Origin of the sequence: Bogoriella caseilytica (assembly GCF_003752405.1) — a bacterium.
Taxonomy (GTDB): Bacteria; Actinomycetota; Actinomycetes; order Actinomycetales; family Actinomycetaceae; genus Allobogoriella; species Allobogoriella caseilytica.
The window spans coordinates 1,279,810-1,301,111 of the sequence record NZ_RKHK01000001.1 but is presented as its reverse complement, the minus strand read 5'-3'; the positions used below and the strand labels follow the sequence as shown (position 1 = coordinate 1,301,111).

21 protein-coding genes are annotated in these 21,302 nt (G+C 68.7%); 8 read left to right on the top strand and 13 right to left on the bottom strand.

Translation table 11 applies throughout. The features are described from left to right. Positions 1–68 precede the first annotated feature (68 nt). From EDD31_RS05830 to EDD31_RS05790, 9 genes are all read right to left on the bottom strand, one after another. A complete protein-coding gene (locus EDD31_RS05830; protein ID WP_123303328.1) occupies positions 69–683 on the bottom strand; it encodes an SRPBCC domain-containing protein in 615 nt (204 codons plus the stop codon). 120 nt (positions 684–803) lie between these two features. Beyond that, on the bottom strand, positions 804–1,022 hold the full coding sequence (locus EDD31_RS05825) for a helix-hairpin-helix domain-containing protein (RefSeq protein ID WP_123303327.1): 219 nt from the start codon (positions 1,020–1,022) through the stop codon (positions 804–806). Between the two features lie 40 nt (positions 1,023–1,062). Then, entirely contained in the window at positions 1,063–1,362 is a 300-nt protein-coding gene (locus EDD31_RS05820; RefSeq protein ID WP_123303326.1) for a DUF4287 domain-containing protein, read from the bottom strand. A gap of 11 nt (positions 1,363–1,373) precedes the next feature. Beyond that, positions 1,374–1,775, bottom strand: a complete 402-nt coding sequence (locus EDD31_RS05815; protein ID WP_123303325.1) for a VOC family protein — start codon at positions 1,773–1,775, stop codon at positions 1,374–1,376. Beyond that, positions 1,775–2,377 (bottom strand): dihydrofolate reductase family protein, encoded by a 603-nt coding sequence (locus EDD31_RS05810; protein ID WP_123303324.1) that lies wholly within the window; start codon positions 2,375–2,377, stop codon positions 1,775–1,777. Before EDD31_RS05810 ends, EDD31_RS05815 begins: the two co-directional genes overlap by 1 nt. Next, positions 2,374–2,961: a dihydrofolate reductase family protein gene (locus EDD31_RS05805; protein WP_123303323.1), complete on the bottom strand. Its 588-nt coding sequence runs from the start codon at positions 2,959–2,961 to the stop codon at positions 2,374–2,376. The genes EDD31_RS05810 and EDD31_RS05805 overlap by 4 nt, the downstream gene beginning before the upstream one ends. A gap of 2 nt (positions 2,962–2,963) precedes the next feature. Continuing rightward, positions 2,964–3,947, bottom strand: coding sequence for an SRPBCC family protein (locus tag EDD31_RS05800; protein WP_123303322.1), 984 nt, complete (start codon positions 3,945–3,947; stop codon positions 2,964–2,966). Positions 3,948–3,963: 16 nt separating this feature from the next. After that, complete coding sequence (locus EDD31_RS05795; RefSeq protein WP_123303321.1) at positions 3,964–4,323, bottom strand: ArsR/SmtB family transcription factor; 360 nt, start codon at positions 4,321–4,323, stop codon at positions 3,964–3,966. 74 nt (positions 4,324–4,397) lie between these two features. Next, a complete protein-coding gene (locus EDD31_RS05790) occupies positions 4,398–5,201 on the bottom strand; it encodes an MOSC domain-containing protein (protein ID WP_123303320.1) in 804 nt (267 codons plus the stop codon). 125 nt (positions 5,202–5,326) lie between these two features. On the opposite strand from EDD31_RS05790, the gene EDD31_RS05785 reads away from it, so the two are divergent. From EDD31_RS05785 to EDD31_RS05770, 4 genes are all read left to right on the top strand, one after another. After that, positions 5,327–6,082, top strand: coding sequence for a hypothetical protein (locus tag EDD31_RS05785; protein ID WP_123303319.1), 756 nt, complete (start codon positions 5,327–5,329; stop codon positions 6,080–6,082). Then, complete coding sequence (locus EDD31_RS05780) at positions 6,079–6,756, top strand: DUF4166 domain-containing protein (protein ID WP_123303318.1); 678 nt, start codon at positions 6,079–6,081, stop codon at positions 6,754–6,756. Before EDD31_RS05785 ends, EDD31_RS05780 begins: the two co-directional genes overlap by 4 nt. Beyond that, positions 6,753–7,430: a TetR/AcrR family transcriptional regulator gene (locus tag EDD31_RS05775; RefSeq protein ID WP_123303317.1), complete on the top strand. Its 678-nt coding sequence runs from the start codon at positions 6,753–6,755 to the stop codon at positions 7,428–7,430. Before EDD31_RS05780 ends, EDD31_RS05775 begins: the two co-directional genes overlap by 4 nt. A gap of 187 nt (positions 7,431–7,617) precedes the next feature. Continuing rightward, entirely contained in the window at positions 7,618–7,920 is a 303-nt protein-coding gene (locus EDD31_RS05770; protein WP_123303316.1) for a DUF1540 domain-containing protein, read from the top strand. Between the two features lie 31 nt (positions 7,921–7,951). On the opposite strand, the gene EDD31_RS05765 is transcribed toward EDD31_RS05770, so the two are convergent. Continuing rightward, positions 7,952–8,626, bottom strand: coding sequence for a copper resistance CopC family protein (locus tag EDD31_RS05765; RefSeq protein WP_148058874.1), 675 nt, complete (start codon positions 8,624–8,626; stop codon positions 7,952–7,954). 173 nt (positions 8,627–8,799) lie between these two features. On the opposite strand from EDD31_RS05765, the gene EDD31_RS05760 reads away from it, so the two are divergent. The 3 genes from EDD31_RS05760 to EDD31_RS05750 all read left to right on the top strand — a co-directional run bounded on the left by EDD31_RS05760 (position 8,800) and on the right by EDD31_RS05750 (position 15,774). Then, positions 8,800–9,900, top strand: coding sequence for an S-(hydroxymethyl)mycothiol dehydrogenase (locus EDD31_RS05760; RefSeq protein WP_123303314.1), 1,101 nt, complete (start codon positions 8,800–8,802; stop codon positions 9,898–9,900). Further along, positions 9,900–10,502: an MBL fold metallo-hydrolase gene (locus EDD31_RS05755; RefSeq protein WP_123303313.1), complete on the top strand. Its 603-nt coding sequence runs from the start codon at positions 9,900–9,902 to the stop codon at positions 10,500–10,502. Before EDD31_RS05760 ends, EDD31_RS05755 begins: the two co-directional genes overlap by 1 nt. A 106-nt stretch (positions 10,503–10,608) precedes the next feature. Continuing rightward, complete coding sequence (locus EDD31_RS05750; protein WP_245990942.1) at positions 10,609–15,774, top strand: NAD-glutamate dehydrogenase; 5,166 nt, start codon at positions 10,609–10,611, stop codon at positions 15,772–15,774. A 64-nt stretch (positions 15,775–15,838) separates the two neighbouring features. On the opposite strand, the gene EDD31_RS05745 is transcribed toward EDD31_RS05750, so the two are convergent. Further along, entirely contained in the window at positions 15,839–16,945 is a 1,107-nt protein-coding gene (locus tag EDD31_RS05745) for a fatty acid desaturase family protein (RefSeq protein ID WP_123303312.1), read from the bottom strand. A 62-nt stretch (positions 16,946–17,007) separates the two neighbouring features. Continuing rightward, entirely contained in the window at positions 17,008–18,888 is a 1,881-nt protein-coding gene (locus EDD31_RS05740; RefSeq protein ID WP_123303311.1) for a sensor histidine kinase, read from the bottom strand. Positions 18,889–19,013: 125 nt separating this feature from the next. Between EDD31_RS05740 and EDD31_RS05735 the strand changes: the two genes are divergently transcribed. Continuing rightward, positions 19,014–19,700, top strand: coding sequence for a response regulator (locus EDD31_RS05735; RefSeq protein WP_123303310.1), 687 nt, complete (start codon positions 19,014–19,016; stop codon positions 19,698–19,700). Positions 19,701–19,734: 34 nt separating this feature from the next. On the opposite strand, the gene EDD31_RS05730 is transcribed toward EDD31_RS05735, so the two are convergent. Then, the gene (locus EDD31_RS05730; RefSeq protein WP_425453691.1) at positions 19,735–21,267 is read right to left on the bottom strand and encodes a SulP family inorganic anion transporter; all 1,533 of its coding nucleotides are present in this window, start codon (positions 21,265–21,267) and stop codon (positions 19,735–19,737) included. Positions 21,268–21,302: the final 35 nt, after the last annotated feature.

Genomic DNA, 21,302 nt, shown 5'->3' with positions numbered 1-21,302 from the left:
CACAGGTGCCTGCGGCTGGCGCGCTCGCGAGCAACTGGCGCGCTCGCGGGGGGAGGGGCAGGCCTGCGTTACTCGCCGAGATATGCCTGGCGGCAGCGGACCGCCGCCTCGTTCGCTGCCTTCTCATCCTGCTCCCCGGCGATCTGGGCCAGACGCCACTGCTCCGCGCTCGCGGCCATCAACGCGCGGCCCTCATCCGTGCCGAGCCATGCCGGATCACCCCGGAACTCCGAATCCTGCAGATGGAACTGCAGCCCGAGCAGCATCAGATCCCAGCCGATCCCGCCGGCCCCGGCGCCGAACTCTTCCCAGTGCGCTCCGCCCGGCGCGAGGTGCTCGACGGTCAGCCGTGCCGCGTCGTCCTCGTGGGCGAGGGTGGCCACCACCCAGCTCGTTTCTCCGCCGTATTCCCAGGTCACGGCGATCCGCTCCTGCGGCACGCACTCCTCGATCGTGCCCTCGGCATTGCCCTCGATCTGGTAACGCCCGCCCAGGCGCAGGTCTCCGGAGATGGGCGCCACCCACCGGGAGATCCGCTCGGCGACGGTGCAGGCCTCCCAGAGCTCAGCGAGCGGGACCTCGTAACGGCGCGAGAGGCCGATGACCTTCACGTCCGATTCGCCGCGGGCGCGGCTGCTGACCTCGCGGCTGGTGCGGTTGATGTGTTCGGTCCCGTCTGACATGGCAGGCCTTTCGCATGGTCGTCGCGAGCACCCCGGGCGCGAGATGCTGCGACCATGATTGCACTTCAGATTATATAAGGCAAGAGTTATTTAAGAGGGGTGCGCAGACCTGCGCGGCGCTCAGTCCTCGGCGAAGCTCAGCCCTTGCTCGGCCAGGGCGCCCTCGAGGATCCGGATGGCTTTGGGGCCGACGCCATGGATGGCGAGCAATTCGGCGCGAGTGTGCGTCGCGACCTCGGCCAGGCTGGAGATACCGGCGTAGTGGAGCTCGCGCGGCGCGGTCTTGCCCATCTCGTTGGGCAGGTCGCCCACGGGGCGGATGTCGGGGGTATCGGCCATGGTGAGATCCTCCGGGTGACGATCGCGTTCAGGTCCGAGGTTACTGCCGGGGTTCGGCTGGTTTGGTGTCTTTGCCATCCAGCCAGAGGCGATCACTGACGTCGCTGTGCGCGCCGGTGGAGCCGACGTGCTTGCTGCTGATCTGGTCGCCCTTGGTGATCACGTGCACGAGCGCCATGGCATGCCCGCGCCCCAGGCCGTAGTCCTCGGCAAGCCACTGGATGATCGGGGTCGCCTTGGTGCCGGGCCCAAACCCGCGCTCGTGGGCGAGCTCGATGAACTGCCGGGGGGTGAGGCCGGTCTTGGTCTCGATGTTGTCGAGATAGGACTGGAAGGACATGACTGCTCCGATCAGTGGTGGATGTTGATCAGTTGCCACGCATGGCCGTCAGGGTCAGTGACGACGCCGGTGAAGCCCCACTCTTGCTGGGCAGGCGCGAGGACGATCTCGCCACCGGCACCGCGCATGCGCTCCGCCGCCGCGACGACCTCCTCGGCAGAATCGAGCGTCAGACTCAGCAGCATCTCACTGGTGCCCGGAGCGGCGAGCTCGCGCCCGCCGAGGACCCAGCCGAAGCCCCCGGAGGGGACGAGCATGAGCATGGTGTTCGCATCGAGCCGGAACTGCAACGGCTCGGGTACGCCGTCTGCATCCGGCGCACCGACGGGCTCGAGCCCGAGCGTCTCCTGGTAGAAGGCGTAGGACCGCTGCCGGTCGACGATGGGCAAGGCGATGGTGAATGCTCGGAACATCACAGCTCCCGGGTTCGGTAGGTCAGGTGGGTGGCGTGGTCGGTGACGACGACGTCGTGCTGGTTCAGTAGTACGCGCTCGTCGATCAGGTCGAAGAGGCGAGTGCCGTTGCCCATCACCACCGGGGACAGATGGATGCGCAGTTCGTCCACCAGCCCAGCGGTGAGTGCCTGATCGATGACCGAGGCGCCGCCCATGATGACCGTCTCGCGCTCGCCGGCGGTCGCTCGGGCGGCCTCGATGGCGGCGGCGATGCCGTCGGTGACGAAAGTGAAGCCAGCTAGGCGCGTCGTTTCCGGTGCTTCGTGGGTGACCACGAAGACCGGTGGTCGAGAGGGAAGGTCGTGGTCGTAGGCATAGCCGATGTCGTCGTTCCAGCCGTGGGGACCGTCGACGAAGTCAAAGGTCCGACGGCCCATGATCACAGCACCGTGATGCTCCGCCATTTCCAAGAAGTGGCGGTCCGGTGGCGAGTCCTCCGAGTTGAGCACCCATCCGTGGAGGGCCTCGCCGTCGATGCCGAGCCCGCGCTCGCCATCTGGCTCAGGTCCAGTGACGTAGCCGTCCAAGGACATCGAGATATCCGCGGCGACGCTACTCATGAGCCCTCCGCCCCGACGACATCGAAGACCATCTTCTGCACGCCGTTCCCGTAGGCCTCGTGCTCGACGAGGTCCAGGCGAGTGGCGTCCTTGTCAGCGCCGGAGAACAGGCGCTTGCCCGCGCCGAGCAGCAGGGGAAACACCAGCAGGTGATAGCGGTCGACCAGACTGGCCTCGGAGAGCTGGTGCCCGAGGGTGGCGCTGCCGTGCACGATGATGGGGCCCCCCTCGGTCTCCTTCAGGCGGGCGACGTCGTCCACGGATCGCAGGACGGTGATCTCCCCCCAGTTCTCCACCAGATCCTTCTCGCGCAGCGTGCTGGAGACGACGTACTTCGGCATGGTGTTGTAGCTGGCGAAGTCCTCGGTCATCTGCGGCCAGACCGGCGCGAAGGCCTCGTAGCTGCGGCGGCCCAGCAGCAAGGCCTGTGCCTCGTCCTGCTCGCGGGTCTTGATCTCGAAAGTGGCGTCCTCGACCGGGATCTGGTTGAAGGTCCATCCGGCATTGCGGTAGCCCTCCTCCCCGCCGGGCGCCTCCATGACGCCGTCGAGCGAGGTGAAGGCGGAAACGATCAGGGCTCGCATGGTCAGGCGGCCTCCAGAATGGTGGCTTCCAAGCGCGCGTAGCTGGCTTCCATGCCCTCGGTCATGCCGGTCGCCAGGATCGCGTCGCGCATCTCCGTGCTGGCGTAGGTGATGACCAGGGAGAGCAGGGTCCCGCCTTGCACTGCTGTGAGCGTCTGCTCGTTCCGGGCGGGCGGGCCCTCGATCCCTTCCATCGACTCGGTGGTCACCTCGCGGTGCGGGGGATCGGACTCGAGGAGTTCGCCGGTCAGCGCGAAGGGTTCCCCGTCGACGTCTTCCGTCGGCTCCCAGGCATAGCGGTAGGTCTGCCCGACGGCGTTCGCCACCGTCACCTCGCTCATCACCCAACCGTCCGGGCCGAGGAGCCAGCGGCGCAGGAGTTCCGGATCGTGGTGGGCGTCCCAGACCTGCTGAACCGTGCCGCGGATGACCCGGCTGACGCGCACCTGCGTGTCATTGAGGAGCTGTGCCTCGAGTGCTCGACCGGCGGCGAAGGAGCGAAGGTCGGCGAGCACGTCATCGATCTGGGCCATGGCGGCCTTGGTGCCCTCCTCCATGCCCATGGCGACGAGCTGCTCGAGCTCCTCGAGGGAGTTGAAGGAGGCCGTGGTAGTCAGGCGGGACCCGCCGGGGGTCTCGGAGAACTCGTAGACCGTCCGCGTGGTGGGCATGTCGGTCTTGGGTGCGCCGTCCTCATCGGCAAAGCCGTCGATGGTTTCGAAGGAGCGCCCCTCCTCGACGGCGGTGAACTCCCAGTAACCCCCGGCGTGCTCGCCGTCCGGGCCGGTCATGTAGTAATGCGACCGGCCCCCGGGGTACAGGTCGTGCCGGGTGAAGGTCGCCGGCCATTCGGGCGGGCCCCAGAACTTCTCGAGCTGACGTGGGTCCGCGTAGGCGTCCCACAGTCGGCGGACCGGCACCGGGAAGTCGGCGATGATCGTCATGGTCAGGGCGTCGAGGTCCTTCTCGACGGAGGTGACGGGCATGGTGGCCTGCTTTCGCTCAGGGGTGTTGCTTCTCAGTCAGGAGTGCGCCGAGCCGGCTGATGCGGCCGCGCCAGATCTGCTCGTAGCGCTCCAGCAGCATCTGCGCTTGCTGGATCCGCTCCGGGTTGCCACGAACAAGGCGTTCGCGGCCCTGGGGGTGCTTGGTCACCAGGCCTGCCCCCTCCAGGACGGTCACGTGCTTCTGCACCGCGGCGAAGGACATGTCGTACGACGACGCGAGTGCGCTGACCGTCGCCTCCTTGGTGAGGGTGCGGCGGACGATGTCACGGCGGGTGGCGTCAGCAAGGGCCCGGAAGATCCGGTCCACCTCGTCGTCGCTCAGCGCGCCGCTCACCAGTTCGGTATCTACAACCATCAGGTTGTACGTTAAGGCTCAGCGGTATCCGCGTCAAGAGGTGTGCGGTCGACTCGCGACAGTGCGCGGTTGGCTCACGAAGGCGGCAGCAGGCTGACCTCATCGCCCAGACGGATCTCGCCACCACCGTCGACCGGCAACAGCAGAACGCCCATCAGAGGTTCGGGTTGTCCGAAGCGCTCCACCAGGGCGGACATCACCTCGAGGTCGCGCGTGCCGGTCTCGGGATTCGCGTGGGTGGCCAGGCAGCGACCGATGGGCCGGACGGCGACGCACTCGACGTGGCCGATGCGTACTGGGCCGCGCCAGTCGAGCTCCTCCCAGGCGCGGGTGCCGCCCACCACGATGTTCGATCGGAACCGTCGTACGTCACCGGCGCCAGGGAGTTCGGCCTCAAGTGCCTCGGTGCTGGCTTGGCCGTGGAGGGAGATGAATCCCAGAGCCCGGTCCTGAAACCGGGAGGCTCCGGCGTCGCCGAGGAGGTGGAGGGGAAGCCTGCCCGGCCGCTCGAGCCGGCGCGCCTCGCCGTTCGCGCGCAACCACTCCGTCACGCGCTCGCAGAGCAGTTCCCGGCCCGCCGCATCGAGCCCGGCCTCGGCGACGACGTGGTTGCCGTCGGCAATACGCAGGCGCTCGCCGTGCAGCCGCACCTGCAGCCGCGCGAGGGAGGGAAAGCTGACCAGGGCGAGACCGCCACGCTTGGGCCAGTAGGGCAGTCCGCACTCCTCGTCGATCTCCGGTTCGAGAGCGTTCGCAAAGCGGAAGGTCAGTGTGCGGTCACCCGCCACCCGGCCGTCGGGCTGAATCGTCAGACTCGTGCACGACTCGGGGGTGAAGCCCTTGACCGGGTAACGGTAGAGGGCGGTCACCTGCGGCATGGAGCTAGGTTATCGAGCCCGGTGGCCCGCCAGCGCATGCGACACCTTGACCGATCGTTCAACTGAATGCGAGACTTTTGATCGATCGGTCAAATCGCCGGTCTGGCGTGGAAGAGGGCAGACGGATGGGGAAGCGGATCTACGCGGAGACCACGGTCCGCGCGCCCATGGATCTGCTCTGGCAACGCACCCAGTGCCCGGCGCAGCATTCCCGCTGGGACCTCCGGTTCGGGGAGATCCGTGCACTCGCCACGGCGCAGGAGGGCCTTCAGCGTTTTCGCTATGCCACCACCGTGTTTCCCGGGCTGACAGTGGCCGGGATCGGGGTGCACAGCGGCGAACAGCGCCGACCGGACGGCTCATGCACCAGTGCGCTGCGGTTCTCCAGCACGCACCCGCTGTCCATCATCCGGGCGGGCAGTGGCTACTGGCGCTACCGGCCTGGCGACGGCATCGTCTTCTTGACCGGCTACGACTACCGGCCCGGCTGGGGTCGCCTGGGACCGCCGGCCGACGCTGTCGTGTTCCGCCCGCTCATCGGCTGGGCCACCGCCTGGTCCTTCGACCGGCTTCGCCTGTGGTGTGAGCTGGACCAGAGCCCGGAGCGCAGCCGCAATCAAGCCCTGGCCGGGCTGGCGATCCGCGCGGGGGCGGTGGCGGCTGCCCTCGTCATGGTCACGAGCGGACGGCGCCGACGCTCGCCGGTCGTGGTCCTTGCGCGTGGCTCCATCGCGCTGGCGCTGATCGGCGCGGCCCTCGCCCTTCCTCCCCGCTCGACCACCCCGGCGGCCCGTCGCACGCGGCGCTCCCCGGCCGCACTTCACGGGCCGCCCGCCGATCACCAGCGCCACACTCGACCCTCGATGGAGGCAGCGTCATGAGCATCTTCCGTACCGTGATGGGGTCCGACTTCGACCGGCTCCACCCTCGGCTGCAGCGCCGCTTCTCGGTGGGGCTCGAGTCCGGGGAGGCCTGCCTGGGGCGTGGCGTCATGGAGGAGATCTGGCACGGCCCGCCCTGGGTCCGGCCCTTCCTGGCGCTCGGTGGTACGCGCAATATCCTCGCGCCGCGGCGGGGAAGACATGTCCCCTTCGTGATCGAGAACGTGCCCTATCTGGACAGCTTCGGCCGTGAGACCGTCACCTTCGTGCGCACCTTCTCCTTTCCCGGCCGCGCCCACCGCTTCGATGCTCAGATGGTGCTCTCACCAGGCGGTGACTCGATCGTCGATTTCCTGGGCAGTCACCAGCACTTGATCAGCGAACTGGAGTTCGGCGTCGATGAGCGCGGCGGGCTCGTCATCCGCTCCGGGGAGCACCGCGTGCACGAAGGCCTGCTGAACGTGCGTGTGCCGCAGTTCATGGGCGGTGATGCCACAGTGCGCGAGTCCTACGACGACGACGCCGCGTGCTTCCGGATCGATGTGCGCGTGGTCAACCGGCGCTTCGGGCCCCTGTTCGGTTACCACGGCACGTTCTGGGCCGACTACGCGCCAGTGGCCGAGATCGGCGTCCGCCCGGGGCTGCGTCCGGTGCGTGAAGTGGCGCTGGCATGAGCGGCAAGAACGCCACGCGCGAGCGCCTCCTCGATGCGACCTTGGTGACGGTCGCCGAGCACGGCGTCGCCAAGGCGTCGGCCCGCACCATTGCCGCGCGGGCGGAGGTCAATCCAGCCTTGATCTTCTATCACTTCGGATCGGTGGAGGATCTGCTGGGAGCAGCCTGCAGGCGCGGCGCAGAGCAACGGGTGGCCACCCATCGTGCCGCTCTGCACGAGGTGGAGTCCTTCAGCGATCTCGTGGATGTGGCGCGCCGGATCCACGTGACGGAACGCGAAGCAGGTCATGTCGCTGTTCTCGGCCAGCTCCTGGCCGGCACGCGATCGCATGAGGCGCTCGCCGGCGCGATCAGCGACGGCCTGGGCGTGTGGGTGCAGGAGGTCGAAGCAGTCCTTCACCGTGTGTTCTCGGGAACGGTGCTATCCGGCGTCGTGGACGTTCCCGGGCTCGCCCATGCCATGAGCGCCGCCTTCATCGGTCTGGAACTCTACGAAGGTGCCGCACCACGCGGGGCGGAACGGGCACTGGCCTCGCTGGAGTCGTTGGCGGGGATCATCGCCGTGATCGACGATCTTGGGCCGCTCGAGCGGCGCGTCCTTGAGCGCCGATTGCGGTCTGTTCCGCGGCCGGGGCCGGCCGGACCACCGGATCCTGCCGAAGGTGGTGCCTGAGATATGCAGCCGAGCCTTACCTTATTTGCGCACCGCCCCTGTTTTTAAAATGCCGGCGCAATAGAATACGCAAGGTGGCCAGAAAACCTCACACGCCGCTTTCTCCGGAATAGCTGGCGAGATTTCGATAAAGGCCTTAGATTCGATGGAGGCGCACCCCGCGTCACATTGAACTCAGGAGGTTCCGATGACCACACTCGCAGAGCTCCCCACGGTCACCGAGTGCTCGGCGGCCGGCTGCTCCTACAACGAGCACACCCACTGCAAGGCCCCGGCCGTGACCATCGGCGGTGAGGCCGGCTCCGATGCCAAGTGTGAAACCTTCATCCCTCTCGGCATGAAGGGTGGCCTGGACAAGGTCGTGACCCATGTCGGAGCGTGCCAGCGGCACGAATGCTCCTTCAACGAGAACCTGTCCTGCTCGGCACCTGCCGTGCGGGTGGGCGCTGGTGGCGACGAGGCCGACTGCCTCACCTACACCCCGCGCTGACCGGGAAGAGTACTGCTGACCGGGAAGAGTACTATCGGCCGTCCCGGCCGCGCTGCTGCCGCCGGATCCTGACAATGAGCGCCGCCACCACGGCGACGACGCCGGCGGCAGCAGCAGCAGCCCCGACCACACGCCAGGCACCGGGCGACTCCTCGTCGTCGAGCAGCTCACCCTGTGCCGGGCCGGCGCCCGGGGTCTCGTCGGTGGTCTCGGTGTCCGTGGCAGGTTCAGGAGCGTCCTCGGTGGGCTCCTCCGTGGGGGTCGGCCCCTCCTCGAGGCTCCCTTCGACGGTGAAGCTGAGGGCAGGATCGTCGCTGATGCGATGCCCGTCGCTCGAGACCACCGTCCACGAGATGTCGTAGACGCCCGGGTCGAGGTCGGGCAGTGCGAAGACCACATCCACGCCCGCGTACGTCGGCTCCGGCTCGGCGACCACCTCGCCGTCCGCATTCGTCACCTCGACGGCGGCGCCCTGCTCCAAGGGCTCGTTGTTGAAACTCAGCACCAGTTCGTCTGGTGCCGACTCCAGGGTCTCGCCGTCCTCCGGGTACGAGCTGAGCAGGAGGTCATGGGCGGAGGCTGCTGGCGCGCTCAGGGCGGCGAGAGCGCCGGCCAGTACCAGCGCGATGAGCAGCGCGGACACGCGGGCGAGGGACGAGCTGGACGCAGAGCGGGGAGAGGCCGTGCAGGCGCGGAGAGTCGACATCGGGGCCAGGATATACGACACGTCGTCGTAGGCCTGGTCTGCCTCCACGCCGGGGATGATCCCGAGCGATCTGACCCGGCTGCGGAGTAGGTTGTGGGCACCCCATCCGCGCGCCGCCGACGCTGCGCCCCGCACGGGCCGGCCGAGGAGCGCTCGCTCGTCGAAGGAGCACCATGCACCAGGTCAAGGCCGTCGTCGCTCGTGCCAAGGGACAACCCGTCGAACTCACCACCATCCATGTTCCGGATCCTGGCCCCGGTGAGGCCCTGGTGCAGGTGCAGGCCTGCGGCGTCTGCCACACCGACCTGCACTACCGCGAAGGCGGGATCAACGACGAGTTCCCCTTCCTGCTCGGTCACGAGGCCGCTGGCGTCGTGGAGGCGGTCGGCGAGGGCGTCACCGAGGTCAGCCCCGGCGACTTCGTGGTGCTGAACTGGCGCGCGGTGTGCGGAGAGTGCCGCGCGTGCAAGCGCGGAGACCTGCAGTACTGCTTCAACACTCATAACGCCGCGCAGAAGATGACACTCGAGGACGGCACCGAACTCTCCCCGGCCCTGGGGATCGGCGCCTTCGCCGAGAAGACCCTGGTGGCCGCGGGGCAGTGCACCAAGGTCGACCCCCACGCACGCCCGGCTGCCGCGGGCCTCCTCGGCTGCGGGGTCATGGCCGGCCTGGGCGCCGCCATCAACACCGGTGGCGCCACACGCGGCAAGTCCGTAGCCGTCATCGGCTGCGGTGGCGTGGGGGCGGCCGCGATCGCTGGCGCCGCGCTCTCCGGCGCCAGCCCGATCATCGCGGTGGACATCGACCTCGCCAAGCTCGAGACCGCCACGAAGCTCGGCGCCACCCACACCGTCGATTCCTCACAGTCCGACGCCGTGGCGGAGATCAAGGCGATCTGCGCTCAGTACTACGAGGGCGCCGAGGGCGCGGACGTGGTCATCGAGGCGGTGGGCCGCCCGGAGACCTGGAAGCAGGGCTTCTACGCCCGAGACCTCGCCGGGGTCCTGGTGCTGGTGGGTGTGCCTACCCCGGAGATGACGGTGCCCGACCTGCCCTTGCTCGACGTCTTCGGCCGTGGCGGTGCCCTGAAGTCCAGCTGGTACGGCGACTGCCTGCCGAGCCGCGACTTCCCCATGATGATTGACTTGTATCAGCAGGGACGACTGGACCTCGACGCATTCGTCACGGAGGAGATCGGCTTGGACGACATCGAGTCCGCATTCGAGAAGATGCACCACGGCAACGTGCTGCGCAGCGTGGTGGTGTTCTGATGGCCGCGCGCATCGACCACGCCGTCGTCTCCGGAACCTTCAGTCTGGATGGCGAGACCTTCGACGTCGACAACAACATCTGGGTGGTGGGTGACGACGAGGAGTGCGTCGTGATCGACGCCCCGCACGATGTCGACGCCATCGTGGAGGTGGTGGGTGATCGCACCGTGCGGGCCATCGCCTGCACGCACGCTCACGACGATCACGTGCGCCAGGCGCTGGAGCTGCGCGAGCGGACCGGCGCCCCGATCCTGCTCCACCCCGAAGACAAGCCCCTGTGGGATCTCACCCACCCCGGCGTCAGCTGGGACGGCGAGCTCACTGAGGGCGACACCATCGAGGTGGCCGGAACCGCGCTGACCGTGCTGCACACCCCCGGTCACGCCCCGGGCGCCGTGTGCTTCTACTCCGCGGAGCTGGGCTGCGTCTTCACCGGCGACACCCTCTTCAACGGAGGCCCCGGGGCCACCGGCCGCTCCTTCAGTGACCTGCCCACCCTGGAGGCTTCGATCGCCGCGAAGCTCTTCGTGCTGCCGGAGGACACGGTCGTGCACACCGGCCACGGCGAGGACACCACGATCGGGGCCGAGCGCAGCCGCTGACTGTGCTCGGGTAGCTCGCTGACCCCGCCGTCACGAGTGCCGGCGCGCGGAGGCGCCGGTAGGCTGACTGCGCTCCCGCCGACGTCGACGAAGAGGTGTTGTCCGCATGTCCACCTGGTCCTCCTCGGCTCCTCCGACACTGCTGGATCGCGCCTCGGTCTTGCGCCACGCCGCAGCGGAAGCCGACGCCGTGCCTGGTGCACCGAGCGGATCGGAAGCCGAGGCACTGCTCGAGGGCTACTTCCACGACGTTCTCACCGACGATCTCCAAGCCCAGCCCCCGCGTGTGCTCCTCGGTTCGGCGGTCGCGCACCGGCGTCTGGCGGCCACGCGCGAGGAACGCGAAGCGGTTGTCGAGGTCTTCACCCCGCAGGAGGAGACCCACGGCTGGCACACCGGGATGTCGGTGGTGCAGATCGTCACCGACGACATGCCTTTCCTGGTCGACAGCGTCCTCGGGGAGCTCGACCGGCGCCAGGCCGCCGTGCGCCTCCTGGTGCACCCCCAACCTGCGGTACGCCGTGACCGCGACGGCGCCCTGGTGGAGATCGTGCGCGGCGCTGAGGCCGTGGCGGCGGTCGGCACCGAAACCCCTGAGGGCGTGGTGGTCCGTGAGTCATGGATCTACGTGCAGATCGCCGGCCTGGCCGGCGAGGAGCTCGACACCCTCGCCGCCGATCTGCGCCGAGTCTTGGCCGATGTGCGGGTGGGCGTTGAGGACCACGCCGCAATGGAGGCACAGGCGCGTGACATCTCCGCCCTGCTGTATCAGGAACCTCCGGCCGGGGTCGACACCGATGAGATCACTGAGACGCGTCAGCTCCTCGACTGGCTCGTGGCCGGGCACTTCGTGTTCCTGGGTTATCGCGAGTACGACTTCCATCCCGACGAGCCCGAGGGGTCGGCGAGCCTGAGTGTGCGGGCCGGCTCGGGCCTGGGCCTGCTGCGCGCCGGCGCCGATACTGCCGGGAAACGTCTCGAGCTGCCTCCCGCAGTGGCGAAGAAGGCGGGTGAGCCTCGGCTGCTGATCGTCACCAAGGCCAACTCCGTCTCGACCGTGCACCGCCCGCGCCACCTGGACTACATCGGTATCAAGACCTTCGACGACCTCGGACAGGTCACCGGCGAGCGCCGCTTCCTCGGCCTGTTCACGGCGGCGGCCGCCAACTGGCCGGTCACCGAGGTGCCGGTGATCTCCCGTGCGGTGAACGCCGTCTTCGAGCGCACGGGTTTCTCGCGCCAGTCGCACCTGGGCAAGGACCTGCTCGACGTGCTCAAGACGTACCCGCGATCGGAGCTCTTCCAGGCCGGGATCGATCACCTCACCGAGGTGGCGCTCGCCGTGGTGCACCTGCATGTGCGCCCCCGCACCCGTCTGTTCCTGCGGCGTGATGACTACGAGCGCTATACCTCCTGTCTGGTCTACATCCCTCGGGATCGGTACACCCCGGGCGTCAAGGATCGGATCATCTCCCTGCTGTCCAAGGCGCTGGCCGGCGCCGAGGTGCGCAGCGAGGAGAGCGTGACCGAATCCCCCCTCGCGCAGCTGCATGTGGTGGTGCGGGTGGCGCCGGGTGAGAGAGCACCCGAGGCGGACGTGGCCACGCTGGAGGATCGGGTGGCCACCGCGGCGCGGACCTGGGCCGAGCAACTCGCCGAGGCCTCACGTGACCAGCTGGGCCGTCGCGGCCCTGAGCTCGCGGAGCGCTTCACCTTCCCGAGCGGTTACCAGGAGGACTTCACTCTCACCGAGGCTGTGGAGGATCTCCGCCAGCTCGGCGCGCTCCTGGACACCGAGGCCGCCAGAAGCGCAGGTGAGGGCGCCGCCGAGGGACGAGGGGGCGCTGAGCCGGAGCTGGGTGGCGGCCGAGAGGGGGGTACCGAGGCCGCCCGAGGCGCAGGTGAGGGCGGCGTCGAGGGACGAGGGGGCGCTGAGCCGGAACTGGCGGAGTCCGTGGCGGAGGACGACTCCTCACCGCTCGGCCTGCGGCTCTACACCCCGGATCGGATCCCGGGTCGCCCCGTGGCACCTGGCGAGCAGCGTCTGAAGCTCTACCGCCATGGCGACCTTCCGCTCTCGGCGGTGCTGCCGATCTTCACCAGTCTCGGGCTCGAGGTGATCGATGAGCGCCCGCACACCCTGGGCGAGAGCGACGGGCGTCGCGTCTACCTCTATGACTTTGGCCTGCGCACCGAGGACGTCGAGGCCTGGCACCGCCACGACGCCGACAGCGGCGAGAGCGAGGGCGCGGATGCCGAAGGTGATCTCCGCCGCCGCCTGGAAGAGGCCTTCCTGGCTGCCTGGCATGGGCATGCCGAGACCGACGGGCTGGGCGCCCTGGTGCTCCTGGCAGGTCTGAGCTGGCGCCAGGTGCAGATCCTGAGGGCCCTGACCTCCTATCTGCGCCAGGCCGGCTCCATTTACTCGCGGGAGTACGTGGAGGACGCGCTGCTGGAGAACCCGGACTTCGCGCGCGGCCTGGTCGCGCTCTTCGAGGCGCGCTTCGACCCCGATCGGTTCAACGAGGACGAGTCCGAGTCGCGGGCACAGGCCGAGCATGAGATCAGCGAGGCCCTCACCGCGGCGTTGGACGACGTGGTCTCGCTGAACACCGACCGCATCCTGCGCGCCTTGCTGGCCACCATTCACGCCACGGTGCGCACCAGCTACTACTGCGGGCCCGGTCCCATTGATGACCCGAGCGCGGTGGGCGAGCACCGCCCCACGATCGCCCTCAAGCTCGACCCGGAGCGGCTGAGCTTCCTGCCCGAGCCTCGCCCGTGGGCGGAGATCTGGGTGTACGGCGTCGACGTCGAGGGGGTGCACCTGCGATACGGTCCGGTGGCCCGCGGCGGCCTGCGCTGGTCGGACCGGCGGGAGGACTTCCGCACCGAGGTCCTCGGCCTGGTGAAGGCGCAAGCGGTCAAGAACGCCATCATCGTGCCCGTGGGCGCCAAGGGTGGCTTCGTGGCCAAGCGCCTGCCCGACCCGGCCGACCGTGACGTCTGGTATCAAGCCGGGACCCAGGCCTACCGCCTGTTCATCTCCTCCCTGCTCGACGTCACCGACAACCTCGACACTTCCGTGCCGGCCGGCAGCGGCGATCGCCCAGTGATCCCCCCGGAGCGCGTGGTACGCCACGACGACGACGACCCCTATCTGGTGGTCGCGGCCGACAAGGGCACCGCCAGCTTCTCCGATGTCGCCAACGCCGTGGCCGCGGACTACGGCTACTGGCTCGATGACGCCTTCGCTTCCGGTGGCTCCCAGGGTTACGACCACAAGGCCATGGGCATCACCGCGCGCGGTGCCTGGGAGGCGGTCAAGCGCCACTTCCGTGATCTCGACCTGAACACCCAGGCCGAGTCGTTCTCGGTGGTGGGTATCGGCGACATGTCCGGTGACGTCTTCGGTAACGGCATGCTGCTCTCGGAGCACATCCACCTCGTGGCGGCCTTCAACCACCAGCACATCTTTCTCGACCCCACGCCCGATGCCGCAGCCTCCTTCGCCGAGCGACGGCGGCTGTTCGAGGCCGGCCGCACCACGTGGGAGGACTACGACCGCTCGCTGATCTCCGAGGGCGGCGGGGTGTGGTCGCGCACCATGAAGGCCATCCCGATCGCCGCGCCGGTGCGCGAGGTGCTCGGTGTGGACGCCGGGGTCACCGAGCTCACGCCGCCGGAGCTGATCCGCGCCATCCTCACCGCGCCGGTGGACCTGCTGTGGAACGGTGGGATCGGCACCTACGTCAAGGCCTCGAGCGAGTCTCACGACGACATCGGTGACCGCGCGAATGACCTGGTGCGCGTCGACGGTTCGGATCTGCGTTGCCGCGTGGTCGGTGAGGGCGGGAATCTGGGCCTGAGCCAGCTCGGCCGGGTGGAGGCGGCGCACCACGGCGTGCGGCTGAACACCGATGCCATCGACAACTCCGCCGGCGTGGACTCCTCCGACCATGAGGTCAACCTCAAGATCCTGCTGGCCTCGGCAGAGGGAGCCGGGGAACTTCAGCGGAGCGAACGTGACGAGGTGCTGGTCTCCCTCACAGACGACGTCGCCCGGCGAGTACTGCGGCAGAACTACGAGCAGTCCGTGCTTCTGGGCAATGCGCGCACGGTCTCACGCACCATGGCCGGGGCACACATCCGTCTCATGCACTGGCTCGAGGAGCGTGGCGATCTCGACCGCACTCTCGAGTTCTTGCCCAGCGATGTGGAACTCGAGGAACGTGGCGGCCGCGGTGAGGGCCTCACCAGCCCGGAGTTCGCCGTCTTGGCGGCCTACACCAAGCTGGCCTTGAAGGCCGAGCTCCTCGCCTCGGACCTGCCCGACGAATCCTGGTTCCAATGCGAGCTGGAGGGATACTTCCCCGAGGGCCTTCGGCAGCGCTTTGCCCAGCACATCGCGGCGCACCCGCTCCGGCGGGAGATCATCGCGACCCGGGTGGCGAACTCGGTGGTCAACCGTGGTGGCACCACCTTCGTGTACCGGGCCATGGAGGAGACCGGCGCCTCGCCGGTGGAGGTGGTGCGCGCCTTCGTGGTGGCCCGTGAGGTCTTCACGATCGCCGAGTTCGTCTCCTCGGTGGAGAGCCTGGACAACGAGGTCGACGCCGCCACCCAGGCCGATCTCTACCTGGAGTTCCGGCGCCTGCTCGACCGCTCGGTGCGGTGGCTGGTCCAGCGCCGCCCGGAAGGCATCGACGTGGGCGCCGAGGTCGAGCGCTTCTCCCATCCGGTCTCCCAGCTGCGCGCCCAGCTGCCCGAGTTGCTGCTCGGCACCCGGAAGGCTGGAGTCGAGCGGCGCGCCGCAGAACTGGCTGAGCAGGGTGTGCCCGGCGACCTCGCGGAACTCGCAGCCGGGCTGGTCGCCGGTTTCACCAAGTTCGACGTCGTCGCGCTCGCTGAGGCGCACGAGGCCGAGCCCGAGGAGGTGGCCAGGGTGCGCGCTGCCGTGGAGGAGTACTTCTCGGTGGACCGCCTGCTCGATGGCGTTGAAGCCCTCCCACGGGAGGACCGCTGGGAGTCCCTGGCCCGCTTCGCCCTGCGTGATGACCTCTACTCCGTGCTTTCCGAACTCACGGCGGCGGTGCTGGGTGAGACCGGTGCCGGGGCCGATGCGACCGCACGCGTGGAGGAATGGGCTGCACGGCGCGCCGCCGGGGTGGAGCGCTCACGACGCTCGGTCGCCGAGGTAGCCGGCATGGACGACCCGGGCTTGGCGGCACTGCAGGTGGCTGTTCGCGCTCTGCGTGCGGCCCGGCGTTGAGGTCAGGCCTCACGCACGGAACAGGCCCGCCGGTCATGGACCAGCGGGCCTGTTCGGTGGATGCTCAGAAGGGGCGATATCGCGCTGTGAGCGGGCACTCGAAGGGATCGGCCTCGCCGAGGCCGACGCGGTTGAGATAGCGGACGACGATCCCGTAGGACGCAAACAGCCCGGTCTCGGTGTAGGGGATGTCCTTCTCGGCGCAGTACTCGCGCACGATCGGCACGACCTTGCGCAGGCTGACGCTGGGCATGCGCGGGAAGAGGTGGTGCTCGATCTGGTGGTTCAGGCCGCCCATGGCCCAGAAGATGAACCGGCCGCCGCTGATATTGCGGGACGTGAGCACCTGACGGCGCAGGAAGTCGACGGTGGAGCGCTCGGGGATGAGCGGCATGCCCTTGTGATTCGGGGCGAAGCTGGCCCCCATGTACACGCCGAAGACCATGAGCTGGACCGCGAGGAAGGCCAGGCCGAGGCCGGGGCCGAGCAGCACGATCAGCAGCGCCGGGAAGCCCAGGAGACGCACGGCCAGGAAAAGCGCCTCGACGCCACGATGGCGCAGGTCGCGCTGCGTGGCGAGTGTGGTCAGGGCCGCATAGTGCAGGTTGAGCCCTTCCAGCGTCAGCATGGGGAAGAACAGCCAACCCTGGCGGCGGGTGATCCACCCGAGCACGCCGGAACGGTCGTGGGCGTCCTCCGGGTTGAAGACCAGCGCGCCGGTCTTGATGTCCCCGTCCTTACCGATCACGTTCGGATCGGCGTGGTGCTTGCCGTGCTTGCGGCCCCACCAGCCGTGGCTCAGACCGACCACGAGGTTCGCGACCACGCGCGACATCCACTCGTTGCGCCCCGGAGCGCTGAAGACCTGCTGGTGGGCGGCGTCGTGGCCGAGGAAGGCCGCCTGCGTGAAGAGGACACCGAAGAGCGCGGCGACGGCAAGCTGCCAGGGGCTGTTGCCCAGGGTGAAGAGCAGCACGAAGGCGCCGGCGAAAGCGGCGGCCAAAGCAACCATGCGGAAGGCGTACCAGCCGTACTGGCGGCGCATCAGGCCGGCTGCTTTGACCCGGCGCTGGAGCTCGAGGAAGTCTTTGGTGGGGCTCTTCCGAGGCGCCCGGCGCGGGGACGGAGCGGCCGTTGCGGGACCAGGGGCGGGCGCCGTGGTTGTCGTCATGTGTGGAACGTAAATCGCTGGTTGGCCCGTGCGCGTCACTCGCAAGAGCCATTCCGGGCCCCCTACTCCGGTAGGGGGTCGCCGGCGTGGTGGGCGTGGTCCATCGGGATCTGCACCCGGAGCCGGAACCCGCCACCCAGGCGCGGCCCGGCCTGGACGGTGCCGCCCAGGGCCGTCACTCGCTCACGGATGCCGGCTAGTCCCAAGCCGGAACCGGGCGCGGCCTCCACGACGCTCAGCGGCTTGGAATTGGCCACCGTGATGATGAGGACCTCGGCCTCGCTTCTCGCGGTCACGGTCACGGCCGCCCCGGGGGCATGACGCAGAGCGTTGCTGAGCGCTTCCTGGATCACGCGGAAGGCTGTGAGACCGACGGTCGGGGAGACCTCGTCATCCGTGCCGGAGTAGCTGATCTCCGCACCCGAGGCGCGCGTGGCCTCGATCAGATCTGGAACATCGGTCATGGTCGGCATGGGGGCGGTCGGTGCCTCGTCATTGCGGAGCAGCGCAAGCAGCGAGCGCATCTCGCTGAGTGCCTGCCGGGAGGACTGGGCGATGTCGTCGAACTCCTGCTGGATCTCCGGGTCGATGCCTGGCTTGCGGTACTGCGCGGTGGTCGCCTGAACGTTGATCACCGACATGCTGTGGGCCACGACGTCGTGCAATTCGCGGGCGATGCGGTTGCGCTCCTCCAGGTCGCGACGGCGTTGGAGCTCTTCGGCGCTGACCCGCTCGGCCTGCTCGGCGCGGCCGAGATTCTTCACCCACATCCGGCCCAGGACCGCCAGTAGCCCCACGGCAGCGCCGACGGAAACCACGACGATGCCATTGGCCAGACCGCCGTGGGGGATCGCGCCGGCAATCAACACGAAGGCGCCAGCGGTCAGCGCCGTGCTCGCCGACCAGACCGCCGCCGCCCAGAGCCAGTGGTGGCGCAGGGCCAGGGCCAGGATCACCAGGCAGTAGGAGATCAAGCTCGTCACAGGCCAGGGCCAGGTGCCGTGGCCGATGGAGCTGGCACTCGCGAGCATGGTGCCCGCCGCTGCCAGGATGGCCATCGCCGTGGCCGCGGTCGGCCGCCGCACGGTCAGGACCAGGGCGGCGCCCTGGGAGATGGCGAGCACCATGGCGAGGGCCGGGTGGACGCCATGGATCGTTGCCAGCACCGGCCACGAGATGGCGAGCAGCACCACGGCGGCGAACCCGGTTCCCACCCACGCCCAGCCAGCCGGGCTGACGGTGAGGATGAGCGCGGCGTGCGGGATCCGGCCCAGGTGATCCGGCGCCTGCTTCGATGTGCTGCCACTGAGCAGGGCGCGGGCGATCAACGCATCGAACCTGGCGAGGCCGTGGATGACCCAGGGCAGGGAGAGCAGCGCGAGCGCGCCGAGAACCAGGTTGATGGCGGAATCGAGCAGGTACATCCCGACATCGCTCTGCGGGACCATCCGCGGAGCGATCTCGCGCACCAGCAATGGCCAGCCCGACTCGGCGTGGGGTTCGCCCGGGAGGAAGAGCTTCCAGAACCAGGAGGTGAGGCCCCCGACTGCCAGCGCGGTCCAGGTGAGCGCCACCACGAAGGACGTCAGTCGGAGCGGAAGGGCCACAAGCGTCTCGAAAACCAGATCCAGCCAGCGGCGTGGATCGGTCATCACCCTCAGGAACCCCGCAAAGCTCTTCGTGGTGGGCTTGTAGTGCGCGGGGGAGATTTCCTGCCCCCAGGCACGCAGACGCAGCCGGGAGAGGTCAGCAAGTCCGGTGGCCAGCAGGAGTGTCAGCGGCATGAGCAGGGCGCCCACCCAGATGACGAAGGTCCCCAGGGAGAGAGCCGTCAGCGGCACGAGCAGCACGACGCTGGCGAGGGCCAGCGGCATTCCGGGCAGCACGTAGAGGTAGTCGCGCGCGAGAGTCCGCATGCGCGAGGGACTGCTCAGCTGGCCCATGGAGGGAACGGTAGTTTCTCCCCGTCTTGCCACGCGTCCCTCCTGGGAGCCATGCGCGCCCCCTACCTGCGAGGGAGATCCGGTTCTGGTCGGCCAGGGAAGCCGGTCGCGGTTAGCTTGGACCCATGATCTCTCATCCTGCTGGCGACGAATCGGTGCGCGTGGCGATCGTGGACGATCAGTCCATGATCCGCGCGGGTTTCGCCGCCTTACTCGGTGCGCAACCCGGGATCACCGTGGTCGGCACCGCCGAGGATGGGGCGGACGTCGTCGACCTAGTCCGGCGCACCAGCCCCGACGTGGTGCTGATGGATATTCGCATGCCGAAGGTCAACGGCCTCGACGCCACCCGCGCGATCGGAGCGATGCCGGGCACCCCTCCCCGGGTGATCATATTGACAACCTTCGACGCCGACGAGTACGTCTTCTCCGCGCTGCGCGCCGGCGCGAGCGGCTTCCTGCTCAAGGACTCCCCTCCCGAAGAACTCGTCCATGCCGTGCGCGTAGTGGCTCGTGGCGAGGCGCTGCTGTCCCCGAAGGTGACCCGCTCCCTGATCGCCGACTATGCCGCGCGCCCCCCGGAGCGCTCCGCCCCCGGCGCGGAGTTGTCGGCCCTGACCGAGCGGGAGCTCGACGTGATGGGTCTGGTGGCGCGCGGGCGGTCCAACGCCGAGATCGCCGGCGAACTCTTCCTGTCCGAGCAGACCGTCAAGACCCACGTCAGTCGCATCTTGAGCAAGCTCGGCGCTCGCGACCGCACGCAGATGGTCATTGCCGCCTACGAGTCCGGCCTGGTGCGCCCCGAGCGTTGAGCCGAGCTGGGCGTTGCCCTCTCCGAGTTGGCGCCTACTCCTCTCCGAGCTGCCCGCTGAGCCGATCGTGACGGGCGGCGCTGTCCCGGTTCATGCCACGGATCGTGACGGTCTTGCCGCGTGACTCGTACTTCCGCTGGACCGCGTCGAGTGCGGCCACGGAGGAGGCATCCCAGATGTGGGCCCGGGAGACGTCGATGACGATGTTGCTCGGATCGCCGCTGTAGTCGAACTGGTAGATCAGGTCGTTCGAGGAGGCGAAGAACAGTTCCCCCTCCACCGCGTACACCCGCTGGTCGTCCGCGTCGCTGGCATCCAGGCGGGTCACCGAGGTCAGGTGCGCCACCCGGCGTGCGAACAGCACCATGGCGGCCAGCACCCCGGCACCCACGCCATAGGCCAGGTTGTGCGTCCACACGGTCACCGCGACCGTGACCGCCATGACCGCCGTCTCCGACCTCGGCATGCGCTGCAGCGTGGAGAGCCGGATCGAGTGCCAGTCGAAGGTGATGACGGAGACGAAGATCATCACGGCGACGAGGGCGGCCATGGGAATCCGGCCCACGATCCCGCCGAGGGAGACCGCCAGGATCAGCACGAACAATCCCGCGCAGAAGGTGGAGATCCTCGTACGGGCGCCCGAGGCCTTCACGTTGATCATGGTCTGGCCGATCATGGCGCAGCCGCCCATGCCACCCGAGAAGCCGGTGACGATGTTCGCCACCCCCTGGCCCCAGGACTCGCGCACCTTGTTCGAGCGGGTGTCGGTGAGGTCGTCGACGAGCTTGGCGGTCATCAGCGATTCGAGCAGCCCCACGAAAGCCATGGCCAGGGAGAACGGGAAGAGGATCTGGAGGGTTTCCAGGCTGAGCGGCACATCGGGGATGAACAGCGAGGGCAGGGAGTCGGGGAGTTCGCCGCGGTCGGCCACCGTCGGCACGTTCACCGCGAAGGCCACCGCGATGGCGGTGAGCACCACGATGGTCACGAAGGGGGCCGGAATGGCCCGGGTGAGGCGGGGAACGACGAAGACGATGACCAGGCCGAGGCCCACCAGGGGGTAGACCAGCCAGGGAACCCCGATCAGTTCGGGGAACTGCGAGGAGAAGATGAGGATGGCCAGGCCGTTGACGAAGCCGACCATCACCGAGCGGGGGATGAACCTCATCAGCTTGGCCACGCCGAGCACACCGAGCGTCACCTGGATCAGGCCCGCGAGAATCACCGCGGCGATGAAGTAGTCCACGCCGTGCGAGCCCACCAGCGGCGCGATCACCAGCGCCGTGGCACCGGCGCCGCCGGAGACCATGGCGGGGCGCCCACCGACGACGGCGATGGTGAGGGCCATCATCACCGAGGCGTACAGACCGATGCGCGGATCGACCCCCGCGATGATCGCGAAGGCCATCGATTCCGGGATGAGCGCCAGGGCGGTCACCAGCCCGGCGAGAATCTCGACGCCGAGTTTGCGCTGTGAGCGGAGCGTCTGCAGGACTCCGAAGTTCTGGTCCGCGGTGGGAGCCGGCGGGACGGAGTGCGGCGGCGGGGAAGCGTGAGCGGAGGGCACGGAAGACCAGGCTAGCGTGGGGTGGGAGAAGCCCA

What these genes read in the sequence shown, in the direction of transcription:
- EDD31_RS05750 (WP_245990942.1), top strand. Translation starts at nt 10,609, where the DNA reads ATGTCCACCTGGTCCTCCTCGGCTCCTCCGACACTGCTGGATCGCGCC.
- EDD31_RS05825 (WP_123303327.1), bottom strand. Translation starts at nt 1,022, where the DNA reads ATGGCCGATACCCCCGACATCCGCCCCGTGGGCGACCTGCCCAACGAG.
- EDD31_RS05795 (WP_123303321.1), bottom strand. Translation starts at nt 4,323, where the DNA reads ATGGTTGTAGATACCGAACTGGTGAGCGGCGCGCTGAGCGACGACGAG.
- EDD31_RS05760 (WP_123303314.1), top strand. Translation starts at nt 8,800, where the DNA reads ATGCACCAGGTCAAGGCCGTCGTCGCTCGTGCCAAGGGACAACCCGTC.
- EDD31_RS05820 (WP_123303326.1), bottom strand. Translation starts at nt 1,362, where the DNA reads ATGTCCTTCCAGTCCTATCTCGACAACATCGAGACCAAGACCGGCCTC.
- EDD31_RS05790 (WP_123303320.1), bottom strand. Translation starts at nt 5,201, where the DNA reads ATGCCGCAGGTGACCGCCCTCTACCGTTACCCGGTCAAGGGCTTCACC.
- EDD31_RS05755 (WP_123303313.1), top strand. Translation starts at nt 9,900, where the DNA reads ATGGCCGCGCGCATCGACCACGCCGTCGTCTCCGGAACCTTCAGTCTG.
- EDD31_RS05745 (WP_123303312.1), bottom strand. Translation starts at nt 16,945, where the DNA reads ATGACGACAACCACGGCGCCCGCCCCTGGTCCCGCAACGGCCGCTCCG.
- EDD31_RS05785 (WP_123303319.1), top strand. Translation starts at nt 5,327, where the DNA reads ATGGGGAAGCGGATCTACGCGGAGACCACGGTCCGCGCGCCCATGGAT.
- EDD31_RS05770 (WP_123303316.1), top strand. Translation starts at nt 7,618, where the DNA reads ATGACCACACTCGCAGAGCTCCCCACGGTCACCGAGTGCTCGGCGGCC.
- EDD31_RS05800 (WP_123303322.1), bottom strand. Translation starts at nt 3,947, where the DNA reads ATGCCCGTCACCTCCGTCGAGAAGGACCTCGACGCCCTGACCATGACG.
- EDD31_RS05765 (WP_148058874.1), bottom strand. Translation starts at nt 8,626, where the DNA reads ATGTCGACTCTCCGCGCCTGCACGGCCTCTCCCCGCTCTGCGTCCAGC.
- EDD31_RS05775 (WP_123303317.1), top strand. Translation starts at nt 6,753, where the DNA reads ATGAGCGGCAAGAACGCCACGCGCGAGCGCCTCCTCGATGCGACCTTG.
- EDD31_RS05810 (WP_123303324.1), bottom strand. Translation starts at nt 2,377, where the DNA reads ATGAGTAGCGTCGCCGCGGATATCTCGATGTCCTTGGACGGCTACGTC.
- EDD31_RS05815 (WP_123303325.1), bottom strand. Translation starts at nt 1,775, where the DNA reads ATGTTCCGAGCATTCACCATCGCCTTGCCCATCGTCGACCGGCAGCGG.
- EDD31_RS05830 (WP_123303328.1), bottom strand. Translation starts at nt 683, where the DNA reads ATGTCAGACGGGACCGAACACATCAACCGCACCAGCCGCGAGGTCAGC.
- EDD31_RS05740 (WP_123303311.1), bottom strand. Translation starts at nt 18,888, where the DNA reads ATGGGCCAGCTGAGCAGTCCCTCGCGCATGCGGACTCTCGCGCGCGAC.
- EDD31_RS05735 (WP_123303310.1), top strand. Translation starts at nt 19,014, where the DNA reads ATGATCTCTCATCCTGCTGGCGACGAATCGGTGCGCGTGGCGATCGTG.
- EDD31_RS05805 (WP_123303323.1), bottom strand. Translation starts at nt 2,961, where the DNA reads ATGCGAGCCCTGATCGTTTCCGCCTTCACCTCGCTCGACGGCGTCATG.
- EDD31_RS05780 (WP_123303318.1), top strand. Translation starts at nt 6,079, where the DNA reads ATGAGCATCTTCCGTACCGTGATGGGGTCCGACTTCGACCGGCTCCAC.